Origin of the sequence: Nocardia rhizosphaerihabitans, assembly GCF_014646295.1 — a bacterium.
Taxonomy (GTDB): domain Bacteria; phylum Actinomycetota; class Actinomycetes; order Mycobacteriales; family Mycobacteriaceae; genus Nocardia; species Nocardia rhizosphaerihabitans.
Genome location: NZ_BMNE01000012.1, coordinates 44734 through 57865, shown reverse-complemented (window position 1 = coordinate 57865; position 13132 = coordinate 44734). Strand labels below are relative to the sequence as shown.

The window sequence follows — 13132 nt, the reverse complement described above, 5'->3', positions numbered from 1 at the left end:
CAGGCGGACAGCCGCAACGAGATCGAGAACTGGATGGCGCAGCTGCGCTCTTCGCGTCGCGGGTCAGCAGCCGACGAGGGGCGTCACCAGCACGGCGGCGAGGGTCGCACGGTCAGTGTGAACGAGCTGCTGCGTCGCCGCGAGGACGACAGCGACTGACGGCAGCGGACCCGAACACGACGAAACCCACGGCGAGATTCCGCCGTGGGTTTCGTCGTTCTGCGTTCAGAGCACGGTGTCGGCGATGCGATCGACCTGGTCGGGGTCGGTGCCGTAGCAGTACAGGATTGTCTCGTCGGCGCCGAGGTCTTCGAATTGCTTGATGGCGGAACGGATCTGGTCCGGGGTGGTGAGCAGACCGGCGGCCATGTAGTCGGCGCGGCCGCTGAACTCGTAGTAGTCGAGGATGGCGGTGCGGGCGTGGTCGATCAGGGGTTGGGCGCCGAGGACGGCGTTGAGCTGGGCGACGATGCGCGGTGCGCCGGAGCGGTTGTGGTCGGTCCAGGAGCGTCGGGCGAGGTCGAAGAGGCCGCCTGCCCAGGTGGGTGCGGCGGCGGCGAGGAAGCCGCCGCCCCAGCGGCCGACACGGTCGATGGCGGCGGGTTGGAAGCCGCCGAAGAGCAGGTCGGGGCCGTCGGGTGCGGTGGGTGCCGGGCCGATGGCGCCGCAGGTCTGGCTGAACGGCTCGCCGGACCAGAGGCGGCGCATGATGGCGAGCTGTTCGTCGAGGCGGCGGCCGCGAGTGCGGAGATCGGTGCCGGTGGCTTCGTGGTCGTCGTCGCGACCGCCGACACCGAGGCCGAGCGCGAAGCGTCCGCCGGAGAGGCGGTCCAGGGTAGCGGCCTGCTTGGCAAGCAGCGCCGGGTCACGCAGGGGTGCGATCAGTACCTCGGTCTGCAAGTGGATGTGGTCGGTCACCCCGGCGAGCATGGCCAGGGTGACCAGTGGTTCGGGGTTGTCGTAGACCATGCGGTCGAGCAGGCCGAGTGTCGAGAACCCGGCGGAGTCGGCGCGACGGGCCCACTCGGGCAGCGCGATGGGGTCGGCGATGGGAAGTCCGAGACCGATGTGCATGGAAATCCTCCAGTGGATATGGGCGTGTGTCATCAAGCCGCCCACTCCACGCCTCGACGAACGAGGCGGGGCTCCCACACTGCGACATATTTCTGGAGAGCGCCGATCGGATTGCGGTCACCGTAACGATCCACCCGGAAGTCCGCAACTGCGAGGCGGACCTAAGGGGCAGGATCGGAAGGCCGCGAATCCGCGAACGCTCGCGCGTAGCGAGTCCCGGTTAGCAGCAACAGGATTCCGACGACCAGGAATGCGGCGACCCGGACCAGACCGGACAGCGTAGACAGGTCGAACAGGAAGAGTTTGGCCAGCGCGGCGGCGGCGACGAGCAGACCCGACACCAGGCACACCTTCGCGACGGCCGGCGACCGGGACAACCTGCGCAGCCCATAGAACAGCGAGGCCGTAGCCGCGACCATCCACACGATCGTCGCGAGACTGTGCCCGAGGATGAATCCGTCTGCCCCACCAAGGGATACGCCCAGCGACACCGCTGCGACGAGCACGTAGTACAGGCCGACGACACTCACCGCGATCCACACACCGGTGACGAGCGCCTGATCGGCCCAGCCGGGAAGCCGGGGCACCGTCCACGCCACCATCGCCGCGACACCGAGCCCCAGTACCGCCGCCGCAGCCGTCGCGATGTCGAGACGCGAATCCGCGAGGCGGTGCAGCGCAAGGGTTTCCGGTGATGCGATTATCAGCAGCACCAGTCCGCCGAGCACTGCGAAGCCGATGCCGACGTAGGCTCCCACGCGGGTGCGGCTCGTCGCGGCCACGGCGAGGAATGCCAAGGCCACCGCGAACAGCGCCGTCGGCAGGAGGTGCGGTTCGCTTCCGGTAGCGCTGACGCAGGTCAGCAAGAGGGAAACGGCACCGGTCAGCGCCGACACCAGCGCGGTGTGCCGGGGAATCCCGAGCCGATCCGCCAGGCCGGGAACGAGCGTCGTCGCGGCCAGACCGAGCAGCACCGCCGCCAGCGCGCCGGTGATCGACGCCGTCACCACCCGATCGAACAGCATCGCCGCGGCGAGAACCGGCAGTGCGGTGAGGGCGATGGTGATGCTCGCGGTGATGTCACCAGCCCTGCGGCGCACCACGAGCACCGCCCCGACCAGCCCGACCACGGCACACGCGACCGCCGCGACCAGCAATCCACCACGCTGCTCCACCTCCTCATCGGAGATGGCCGCCGAGAGGCCACCGATCGCGATCACGCTCGACGCGGCGAGCACCACAGGCAACGTGCGCGCCACGTGCAGAACCGGCCACTCCTTGCGCATCTGCACGGGCACACCCGCAGCCTGCAAGACCACAAGGAACCCCAGCAGCATCAGCTCGGTCGTCAACGCGGGCGACAACACCGCCGCCCCGAGCACAACCCCCACCGCCAACGGTTGCGACTGCCACCGCATCGCGATCCCGACACCGACCAACGCGACCACCAGCGCCACCGCGAGCCCTACCCCGGGCGCCACCCAGCGGTAATACCCGGTCACCGCAACAACATCCAGATACGCACCAGCAATACCCGTGGCCACCAATGCGATGCCACCGACGCGTCCACCCGGACGACCGAACACTCGCCACCCCGCACCGACCAGCCCAGCCGAAAGAACCCCACCGGCAACAACTCTCGCCACCGGTCCGAAGAACCCAGCCTGCGCAGCCAGCACCAACAGCATCAGCACACCGATCAGCGTCACCCCGACCCCGGCCACCGCCAGCACCCGCGAGATCACCCCTTCCCGCTGCCACCACGGCGTCCGAGGCCCCCGCACCGGCGGCGCAACCCACCCGGTCCCCCGCTGCCCCACCCCAGCCACCCGACCCCCCGGGCCATACCCAGGAGCCCCGGCCCAACCCCCATACCCCGCCGCAGGCGGCGGAACAGACTGTGCCGCAGCCATTTGCGTAGCAGCCCCATACCCCGGCGCCCACCCCGCAGGGATCGGCGCGCCACCAACAGGCACCCCACCCGGAACCGGCGCGCCGCCAACACGAGTTCCCCCAGGAACCGGCGCACCACCGAAAGGCACTCCCCCCGACGGACCACCAACCGGCATTTCCCCTCGGACTGGCACACCCCACGCGGACACACCACCAGGCGCCGGCGACCCACCAGTCGGGACACCACCGGACGCACCTGCATCGGTCATATCCACAGGCGCCCCACCCCCAGCGGCCGCGCCACTCTGACCCGAGGAAGCAGCCGAAGCACCAGCGGCAGCCTGCGGATCGACGGCGGACCGACCCACCTCCCCCTGCAACTGTGCGCGCAGCACATCCAGCGCGCCGCCCAGCCGCCCCATCTGGGCGCCGAGCGTGGTGAACTCACCCGAGAGTCGCGCGACGAGCGCGGGATCGATCGACGTACTCATGCCTTCATCGTCGACGCGCGGGTCGCGTGGGGCATGAGTAGAAACACCCGGTTGGGTGCGGGACTCCTACGTGAAATCGGTCAGGAGCCGAGGAAGCGGCGCCATTGGACCATCAGCGGGTACTTCGCGGTGACCGAACCGAAGCGGACGCGGCCGTGGACGACCAGGTGCAGCGGGCCGATGGGCGGGCCGGTGCGGACCTTGTTGTTGACGCTGGAGCCGATCAGGTCGAGGCCGTTGAGGTCGACGGTGGCGGCGGCGGGGACGAGCAGGGTGAGGCCGGTGCAGTAGTCGTCGACCTTGATCTCGACGATCTGGGTCTGCATGACGGCCTCGGTGAAGTCCAGGGTGACGCCCGACATCAGGTTGTTGAGGTGCAGTACCGGCGGCACCTGCCACGGTCCGCGACGGTGTACGCCCGAGAGGCGGCTGCGGATCAGGCCGGGGGTCGAACCGCCGGGCGGGACCGGCCGCGGCCGTGGCATGGCGGCGGGCTGGGGCGCGCCCGCCACCCGCATGCCGGGCAGGTCGACGAGCACGGCGTTGAGTTCACCGCGGGTCTTCGCGGCGAGCGCGGTGTCCATGCGTTCGGTGAACTCGCCGAGCGAGAGCATGCCGAGGCCGACGGCACGCTGCAGCAGCTGACCGACGTGTTCGCGTTCGGCGTCGGAGACGCGCAGGTCCCGGTCGCCGACGGGACCGAAGGTCGTGGCACCGGGTACGGAGAGGGATTCGGGACCGCCCATACCATCGAGAGTGCCAGGAAATCCGGCACCGCACATCAGGGCAAACCCCCAATTGGGCAAACCCCAATTACTCGAGGCCCTGTTCGATGGCGTAGCGGGTGAGCTCGACGCGGTTGGCCAGCTGCAGTTTCCGCAGCGTGGCCTGCACGTGGTTCTCGACCGTGCGATGCGACAGGCCCAGCCGCGACGCGATCTGCTTGGCCGAGAGCCCTTTGGCGACCATCCGCAGCACCTCGGTCTCCCGCTCGGTCAGCGACGGGCGGTGCGGCTGATCCGCCGCGACGGGCGCGGTCGCCATCCGCCGGTATTCGCCGAGCACCAGACCGGCCAGACCGGGCGTGAACACGGGCTGACCTGCGGCGGTGGCCCGCACGGCGTCGATCAGCTCGGCCGCAGACGCGCTCTTCACCAGGTACCCGCTGGCACCCGCCTTGATCGCGTCGAGCACGTCGTCGCGTTCGGCCGACGCCGAGAGCACCAGCACCCGGCTGTGCGGTGACACCCGCAGCACCTCGGCGGTGGCGGCGGCCCCGTTGCCGTCGGTGAGCTGCATGTCCATCAGCACCACGTCGGGCTGGACCGCGGCGGCGCGGCGGGTGGCCGTGCCGACCCCGTCGGCGGTGGCGGGCACGGCGAACCCGGCCTCGGTGAGGTCGCGGGAGACGCCCTCGCGCCACATCGGGTGGTCGTCGACCACCATCACCGTGATGGCCTGGTCCGCCATCGCTGCTCCTTCGCTCAGCGCGCCGGGTGGCGCGGAATCCGGAATTCCCATTCGGTGCCGAGGTCCTCGCCCTCGGTCAGCAGTTCGGCGGTGCCGCCGAGCGCACCGATGCGCCCGACGATGGATCGCGAAACCCCCATCCGCCCTTCGGCTTCGGCCGCGGCGAGCCTGCCGGCCGGAATCCCCACTCCGTCGTCGCGCACGCTCACCACCAGCATGTCACCGGTGTCTTCCAGCAGCACATACGCTTTCGCCGTCGGCCCCGCGTGCAGTTCGACATTCGACAGCGCGGTCGCCACGGCGGCGGCGATCTCGTGCGCCGCGACCCGACCGACGCGCACCGGATCACCCGGCGTCGCCACCGACACGGACGGCGTGGCCAGCGTGGTGAGCAGCGGACGCAGATCCACCTCGGCGTCACCGGAATCCGGTCGCTGCGCCTGCTCGGACAGCAGAACCCGCAGCGCCACTTCCTGTTCACCCGCTCGCTGCGCGAGTTCCGCAGCGGGCCCGCCTATTTCGGTGCCGCGCCTTTTGATGAAAGCCAGCACCTGGAGTACACCGTCGTGCACCTCACGGGCCAGCCGTTCCCGTTCCTGCGCGGCGGCGGTGATCCGCAGCGCGCGTTCGAGCTGCACCTGGGCGCGCCGCGCCGTATTGGCGGCCAGCCCCAGCGCCAGGCCGACCGACACCAGCACCGGCGCGGTGGCATCCCCCCACACATCCTGTCCCCACTGGTCCCGCACCGTCACGACCACCGCCGACATGCCGAGCCCAGCGACGACACCGGCCACCGGCCCACGCAGGATCGCCATCGAGATCACCGAGTTGGCGATCCACAGCGTCGTCGGCAGGGTCTGATGCCCGTGGTACCAGTCGTAGTCGGCGACGAGCCGGGTCGAGGCGATCAGCAGGACCGTCACGACCTGGTCGCCGAAGACCACCCAGCCGCGGATCCGGCCGGTCGCGATCGGGAAATACCACTGCGAGAGCAGCAGCGCGGAACTGCCGGACCAGATCGCCATCAGCGCGATCAGCACCCAGCTCAGCCGCGGATGCTGGTAGTAGGGCACCGAGGCGATCTGCTGGCCGATCGCGTACAGCAGCGTGACCAGCCGGAAAGCCTGGGCGGCCCGCCACAGGGGCGCGGTCGCCGCGTCGGCCGAGCTCAGCTCAGCTGTGTGCGTCCGCATCGCCGGACTCCGCCTCGGCCTTGCGCAGCGTGCGCGCGATGTCGAACCGGCCTGGCTCGGGTTTGTCCGGCTCGGCGGAGAACAGTCTTCGGTCCTCACCACCGGCGAGCTCGCCGTAGACCTCCTCCGGACTGTCGGCGAGCAGGTACCGGATCGCGGTATTGCCGACCGCGATCAGCGGAACCGCCAGCAGCGCGCCCGCGATCCCGCCGACCACCAGGCCCGCGGTGATCGCCAGGACGACGGCCAGCGGATGGATGCTCACCGCGCGACCGAGCAGCAACGGCTGCAGCACATGGCCTTCCAGCTGCATCACCGCGATGATGATGCCGAGCACGATCAGGGCCGTCACCAGGCCCTTGGTGACCAGCGCGATGAACACCGCGACGAACCCGGCGAAGAACGCGCCGATGATCGGGATGAACGCGCTGATGAACACGAGCGAGGCCAGCGGCAGCGCCAGCGGGACGTGCAGGATCGCCAACCCTGCTCCTATCCCGATCGCGTCCACCGCGGCCACGACGACCGTGGCGCGCACGAACCCGACCAGCGTGCCGAAGCCCAGCTCACCGGCGGTGCGGACCTTCTCCCGGTGCGCGGTGGGGATGATCCGGGTGACGAAGTGCCAGATCTGGTCGCCGCCGTAGAGGAAGAAGATGAGGATGAACAGGATCAGGAACGCGCCGGTGAGGATGTGCCCGATCGCGGTGGCGGTGGTCAGCGCGCCGCTGGTCAGGCTCTCGCGGTTGTCCTGGATGGTGCGCACGATGGTGTCGCCCGCGCTGCGGATCTGCTGATCGCTCAGGTGCGGCGGGCCGTTGATCAGCCAGTCCTGCACCTTGTGCACACTGTTGGTGACCTCGTTGGACAGCCCGGGCACACCGTCGACGAACTGCTCCACGACGAAGGTCATGATCCCGGCGAGCAGCCCGATCGACCCGACCAGCGCCACGAACACACCGAGCGATCGCGGAATCCCGACCCGCTGCATCCAGTCGACCAGCGGCGCGAGCAGCGCGGCCGCGAGCAGCGCGATCGCCAGCGGAATCACCACGGTGGCGAACTTCTGCACCAGCATCCCCACCGCGAGCAGGGCGGCGAAGATGATCAACAGCCGCCAGGACCAGGCTGCGGCTTTGCGGACCAGCGGATGTACCGACTCGGCGTCCGCGCGCCACGGTGCGGGCGTTGGCACGGAATCTACCTTCTGGTCGGTCACCCGAGAGAGCCTATCGGTCCGAACGCTAGATTGGTGGTCGTGTCGGCGCCTCTGGAAGCGGTCAAACAGACCATGCGAACGCGCTGGCCGCTGTATCTGACCTCGGTACTGCTGGCCAACGCCTTCGGCGCGGTCCTGGTGTGGGCCTTCATCCAATACGGCCTGCCCGTACCCGAGGGCGATCCCGGTGGCGTGCGCAAGACCGGATTCCTCGCGCCGGTGCTGGTCTTCGGCGCCGCCGCGGTGCTGAGCATCGTCGGCGCGGCGCTGATGTTGCGGCCGGTGATGCGCTGGCAGATGCGCGGCGGCCCGCCGAGCAGGCAGGAACAGATGGCCGCGCTGCACGTGCCGCTGCGCCAGTCGATCCTGCATCTGGTGCTGTGGATCATCGGCGGCGGCATCCTGGCGGCGCTGATCATCGTCGATTCGCCCGAGCTGGCCGGCGCGGTGATCGTCACCGAATGTATGGCCGCCACCATCGTGTTCGGGTTCACCTACATGCTCGGTGAGCGCATCCTGCGCCCGGTCGCCGCCGAGGCGCTGACCGAGGGCACCTTCGACCACACGCTCACTCCCGGCGTCGGCACCAGGATGGCGATGACCTGGGGGATGGGCACCTTCGCGCCGACCATCGCGATCGTGCTGCTGTGCGTCACCCAGATCTCCTCTGATGTGAAGTTCTCGGCGAAATCGCTGGCCATCTCGATCCTGCTGCTGTGCGGCGTGGTGATCATGCAGGCGCTGGCGCTGTCGATGCTCACCGGATCCTCGATCTCCGACCCGGTGCGCCAGCTGTCCCAAGCCATCAACAGGGTGCAGGGCGGCGCGCGCGACGTGCAGGTGGAGGTCTACGACGGCAGTGAGATCGGCCTGCTGCAGGTCGGCTTCAACCGGATGATGGAGGAGGCGGCCAAGCGGCGAAAACTCCAGGAGCTGTTCGGCCAGCACGTCGGCGAGGACGTGGCCCAGCGAGCCCTCGACTACGGCACCGAACTGGGCGGTGAGACCAGGTTCGTCGCGGTGCTGTTCGTCGACATGGTCGGCTCGACGGCCGCCGCGGCCGAGCGCCCGCCGACCGAGGTCGTCAGCCTGCTCAACGAGTTCTTCCGGGTGGTGGTCGACGTGATCGACCGCCACCACGGTTTCGTCAACAAGTTCGTCGGCGACGCGGCGCTGGCCATCTTCGGCGCGCCGCTGGACCGTCCCGACGCACCGAGCGCCGCGCTGGCCGCCGCCCGCGATCTGCGCGAGGCATTGCGCGAAGTCACCAGCCTCGACGTCGGCATCGGCGTCTCGGCGGGTCTCGCGGTCGCCGGAAACATCGGCGCCGCAAACCGTTTCGAATACACCGTGATCGGCGACCCCGTCAACGAGGCGTCCCGGCTCACCGAATTGGCCAAAGATCAACCCGGCCGCGTTCTCGCTTCGGGCAGCGCGCTCTACTTCGCCGACGAAAGCGAGCAAGACCATTGGGAAACCGGCGACGAGGTCCAGCTGCGTGGCAGACGCAGGAAAACGCGCCTGGCCTGGCCGAAGCCGGCAAACGCCACGGACGACGCGGACCAGGAAGAACAGCTGCGTTCGTTAGGCTGAGACGGTGACGGCCGACGGCGACCTAACAGGTGAACCCGCCTCGCCCCCGGCCGAGCGCCGCCGCCGGTTCCGGTGGGTGAAATGGGTGCTCGGCGCGGTGCTGCTCGCCCTGCTCGTCGGCGAAGGCATCTACCTCTGGCCGCGCCTGCACGAATCCTGGCGCACGCTCACCGAGATCCACTGGGGTTGGGTGGTCCTGTGCATCGTCTTGCAGGCGATGTCGATGAGCGGGTTCGGCGGGGTGCAAAAGCAGCTGCTGCACGCGGGTGGGGTCGACGTCAGCCAGCGCAAATCGGTGTCGGTGGTGTACGGCGCGACCGCCATGTCGGTGACGCTACCCGCCGGCCAGGTCTTCTCCACCGCGTTCACCTACCGCCAGACCCGGCGCTGGGGTGCCAGCCCGATCGTCGCGTCCTGGCAGCTGGTGTTCTCCGGCGTGGTGGCCGCGGCCGGGCTGGCGCTGCTCGGCATCGCCGGTGCGGCGCTGGTCGGGAACCAGATCGGGGTCAAACTCATCGGGTCGGTGGTGATCCTGGCGGCACTGCTGTTCGCGGGCAACTATCTCGCCCGGCATCCCGGCACGCTGGAGGCGATCCTGCGCCGCCTGCTCGCGCGGGTGAACCGGATCCGCAAGAAGCCCGCCAAGCACGGCATCGCGAAGCTGGCCGAGATCAGGGCCCAGCTCGAATCGGTGGACCTGGGCAAGAAGGACGCGGCGCTGGTCGGCTGCTGGGCGCTGGTGCATCGGTTCGCCGACGTGGCCTGTCTCGGCGCGGCCTGTTTCGCGGTCGGCGGCGATCCCAAGTTGTCCGGTCTGCTCATCGCGTTCACCGCGGGCAAGGCCGTCGGTTCCATCCCGTTCGCGCCGGGCGGCATCGTCTACGTCGACGCGACCCTGATCTACAGCCTCACCGCGGCCGCGGGCCTGCCCGCCTCGCAGGCTGTCGCCGCCGCGTTCGTCTACCGGTTCGTCAGCTTCATCCTGGTCGCCATCGTCGGCTGGATCGTCTTCGCGTTCCTGTTCCGCACGCCGCAGGCCGACGACGCTGAATACGAGCAGGAGTTCAAGCAGCAGCGCCGGATCTGAACGAGGTTCAGCGCAGCGCGCGGATGGCGGCGCGCCAGCCGAGCAGGAACAGCGCGAGGACGCAGGCCGCCACGAGCACGAAGCTCACGGCGACACCTTGACCGCTGACGGCGCGCAGCACCATGCCGCCGACGAGGGTGCCGAGCCAGATCAGGATTCCGCTCGGCCACAGCGCCGTCGCGTCGAAACGGGTGTCGCGCGCGACCAGCACCGCCAGCGCCCAGCCGATCAGTAAACCGATACCGAAAGGCCACACCGTCTTCACGAGACCGGCGATGACCGCTTCGTCGTGGCTCCGCCTCCCGATCGCGCAGAAGACGATCACCAACAGGGCATCAGCGATGAACGGCACGAACTTCTTCACTGGAGCAGCCTAACCGTTCATGATCAACACCAAGCCCGGCACAACGCCCACTGATCAGGGCATGAACTGCACGCACACCTGCTCTTACGGCTCGGGCGCTGCCAGCGATTTCAGCAGCACCGCGGCGAGTCGCGAGGTAGCGTCACCACTGTCGGCATCGGCGATGTGCACCGCGAAGACCAGATCGCCCATGGTGGCCAGCAGCCAGCCGTCGGCCCCGCCGGTCGCCGCGAACGCCGTGACATCGCGGAACCCGCGCAGCGCGGTGGTTTCCGGCTTGCCGATGCCCTCGTGCAGCATGGCGCGCAACCGGTCGACCGCGGGCTGGGTGAGCGCGGGAATCGGGGTGTCGGTGGTGCTCGGCTTGCCGTTCTCGATCATCGGCGGAACCACCGAGCCACGCGAGATCGCGGCCGCGGCGATCGCCATGCCGAACGGGCTGGCCAGCACCGCGTCGGCGCCGGCGCCCTGGCGCACCTGCTCGGTGCTGCGGCCCGGCGCGCTGATCCGGCCGGTCACCTCGTCGAGCCCGTGCACCTTGAAGTCGACGCCGACGCCGAGCGCGGTGGCCGCCTCGGCGGCTTCCTGCACCGAAACATCCTGTGGTGCCTTGTTCTTGGCGGCCGCGGCCACCGCGCGGAACAGTTCCATGGTGCCGCCGGCCGGGAACAGCCCGGTGAACGCGATCGGACCCTTCTCGGTGGCGTAGCTGTTCTGCGCGACCGCGACGACCGCGCCGGTCGACGGCTGGATCGCGACGACCGAGGCGGGCGTGCCGACGCTGACCACCGCGTCCTCGGCCGCGCGCTGCAACCGCTGGTCCATGGTGGCGGAGATGTCGGGCCCGGCCGGGCCCTGATAGCCGGCGACCTGGCTGACGAACCGCCCGTCGGCCTCGAAGATCTGCACGCCCCAGCCCGAGGTGGTCTCCTGGCTGTCCTTCCACACCTCGCGCAGCGCGTCCAGCATGGGCGACCAGGTGCGGCGATCGGCCGAGATCAGCTTGGGCTGCTTCTCCATCACCACGCCGGGCACCGCGGCCATCCGCGGCTCCAGGATCGCGAAGTCGCCCTCGCGCAGGTTGACCGCGACGACCGGCTTGCCCTGCGACGCGGCCAGCTGCTGCATCAGCGACGGGCCGGTGATCAGCGGCGCGACCGGTTCGATGGCGTCGGCCAGCGCGTTGGTCGACCCGACGAGGTCGCCGGTGCGGCTCGGATCGATCTTGATGACATTGATGGTCTGCTCGGTCATCAGCGCTTCACCGGACAGGTCGACGACCCGCGGCGGCGGCTTCGCGGTGGTGCGCACGAGCTTGACGGTGCGATTGCCTGCCAGCTGCGGCATGATGACCGCGGGATCCCAGGAGATCCGCCAGCCGATGGCGAGCTTGCGGACGGTGCCCTGCAGTGTGTAGGTCCAGTCCTTGTGCTCGCCGAAGTTCCAGGCGACGTCCATGCTGAAGATCGCCGACTGCGCGTCGAGATCGATGACCTGGGTCTCCTCGTAGTCGACCGTGCCGGTCGCCAGGCCCTCGAACATTTGCTTCATGGTTGCCGAAGCGGCGGCGGGGTACGAGGTCAGGTCGGCAGCCTTGGTGTAGTCCTGCTCGTCCAGCAGGTCGGTAAACCGCTGGACAACCAATTCCGACTCACTCGGCTTCCCACCCACCCCGCACGAGCACAGCGCGATGGCGAGGGTCGCAACCCCCGCGATCGCCATTGCGCCCCGGACGCGAAAGCGGCGGGATCCCCACACATCCATATCGCCCACTCTTCACTCTTGCCACTCCGGTAACAAATCCACCGTACCGGAAGTTGACCCGTCTCCGATGCCCCGGTATCACGGGACGCTACCCATCCTCAGCACCTTGATTGTGCCCGAAATCTTGCCCCGGTGAGGGGGTGTTTTCGAACCTCGCCCAGCCAGTGGCAACAACTGGCGCACTTACCGTACCGGCAGTCCCGCCGAGTCGCGCGGAACTCATATCGTCCCGGCGATTCAACGCGAGGGTACCCAGGCCCGCTGTCACCCAACCCCGGCGACGTCGGCGCGGATCTCCCCGGAACGCATCGTTCTCGCAGAGCATAAACCGCAACGCATATATCGGCGTAATCTTGTAATCATCGCAACGTGCGCAACAGAGATAGCAGGTGATTTCCATGCGGAACGCCCATCGCGAACGCGGATTCGGCCGGCCCGGCGGCTGGCAGCAAGCAGATCTCCCCGACCCGGCCGACGCCCCGGACTGGTTCGCCGGACGATTGCCCGCGGACTGGTTCACCGGCCCGCCCGAGATCACCATCGACCGCGACGAGATCGTGGTCGTCGGCGAGCTCCCGATTCCGCAGCCCAAATCCGCCGACGCCGACGCACCGCCGGTATCGACGGCGACGAAAGAAGGTGCGCTCGCGCGCTTCCGCGAGTCCACCCGCCCGGCCAGGATGCAGATCGCCGACGAGGCCCAGCGCCGCTACGGACGCAGTGTCGCCTGGGGCGTGCGGGTCGACGGTGAGCGAATCCTGTTCACCCACCTCGCGGTTCCCGTGATGACCCGGCTGCGCCAGCCCGAACGCCAGGTCCTCGACACCCTGATCGACGCGGGCGTCGCCCGTTCCCGCGCCGACGCGCTGGCCTGGACGGTGAAACTGGCGGGCAAGCACGCCGAGAGCTGGCTCGCCGAACTGCGCGAGGCCATGCGCAAGGTCGACGACCTGCGCTCGGAGGGCCCGCAGGGCTGAGTGAATT

The 13132-nt window shown here is 69.2% G+C and carries 11 protein-coding genes; 3 read left to right on the top strand and 8 right to left on the bottom strand.

Features of this window, described 5'->3' with window-relative positions; all coding sequences use genetic code 11:
• Positions 1–225: 225 nt before the first annotated feature.
• The 6 genes from IEY60_RS32600 to IEY60_RS32575 form a co-directional block, all read right to left on the bottom strand.
• Entirely contained in the window at positions 226–1074 is an 849-nt protein-coding gene (locus IEY60_RS32600) for an LLM class flavin-dependent oxidoreductase (RefSeq protein ID WP_189034387.1), read from the bottom strand.
• 161 nt (positions 1075–1235) lie between these two features.
• Positions 1236–2858 (bottom strand): DUF2339 domain-containing protein, encoded by a 1623-nt coding sequence (locus IEY60_RS32595; RefSeq protein WP_229740341.1) that lies wholly within the window; start codon positions 2856–2858, stop codon positions 1236–1238.
• A gap of 680 nt (positions 2859–3538) precedes the next feature.
• A complete protein-coding gene (locus IEY60_RS32590) occupies positions 3539–4204 on the bottom strand; it encodes a DUF1707 SHOCT-like domain-containing protein (RefSeq protein ID WP_189034385.1) in 666 nt (221 codons plus the stop codon).
• A 67-nt stretch (positions 4205–4271) separates the two neighbouring features.
• Positions 4272–4928 (bottom strand): response regulator, encoded by a 657-nt coding sequence (locus tag IEY60_RS32585; protein WP_189034384.1) that lies wholly within the window; start codon positions 4926–4928, stop codon positions 4272–4274.
• Between the two features lie 14 nt (positions 4929–4942).
• Entirely contained in the window at positions 4943–6121 is a 1179-nt protein-coding gene (gene macS / locus IEY60_RS32580) for a MacS family sensor histidine kinase (protein WP_189034383.1), read from the bottom strand.
• The gene (locus tag IEY60_RS32575) at positions 6102–7340 is read right to left on the bottom strand and encodes an AI-2E family transporter (protein WP_189034382.1); all 1239 of its coding nucleotides are present in this window, start codon (positions 7338–7340) and stop codon (positions 6102–6104) included. Before IEY60_RS32575 ends, macS begins: the two co-directional genes overlap by 20 nt.
• A gap of 72 nt (positions 7341–7412) precedes the next feature.
• On the opposite strand from IEY60_RS32575, the gene IEY60_RS32570 reads away from it, so the two are divergent.
• Both IEY60_RS32570 and IEY60_RS32565 read left to right on the top strand, forming a co-directional pair.
• Positions 7413–8933: an adenylate/guanylate cyclase domain-containing protein gene (locus IEY60_RS32570; protein WP_189034508.1), complete on the top strand. Its 1521-nt coding sequence runs from the start codon at positions 7413–7415 to the stop codon at positions 8931–8933.
• Positions 8934–8937: 4 nt separating this feature from the next.
• Positions 8938–10020 (top strand): lysylphosphatidylglycerol synthase transmembrane domain-containing protein, encoded by a 1083-nt coding sequence (locus tag IEY60_RS32565; protein WP_189034381.1) that lies wholly within the window; start codon positions 8938–8940, stop codon positions 10018–10020.
• A 7-nt stretch (positions 10021–10027) separates the two neighbouring features.
• On the opposite strand, the gene IEY60_RS32560 is transcribed toward IEY60_RS32565, so the two are convergent.
• On the bottom strand, positions 10028–10384 hold the full coding sequence (locus IEY60_RS32560; protein ID WP_189034380.1) for a DUF3054 domain-containing protein: 357 nt from the start codon (positions 10382–10384) through the stop codon (positions 10028–10030).
• 84 nt (positions 10385–10468) lie between these two features.
• Positions 10469–12148, bottom strand: coding sequence for an NTF2-like N-terminal transpeptidase domain-containing protein (locus tag IEY60_RS32555; protein ID WP_229740323.1), 1680 nt, complete (start codon positions 12146–12148; stop codon positions 10469–10471).
• Between the two features lie 398 nt (positions 12149–12546).
• Between IEY60_RS32555 and abmR the strand changes: the two genes are divergently transcribed.
• Positions 12547–13125, top strand: coding sequence for an ATP-binding transcription factor AbmR (gene abmR / locus IEY60_RS32550; RefSeq protein ID WP_189034378.1), 579 nt, complete (start codon positions 12547–12549; stop codon positions 13123–13125).
• Positions 13126–13132: the final 7 nt, after the last annotated feature.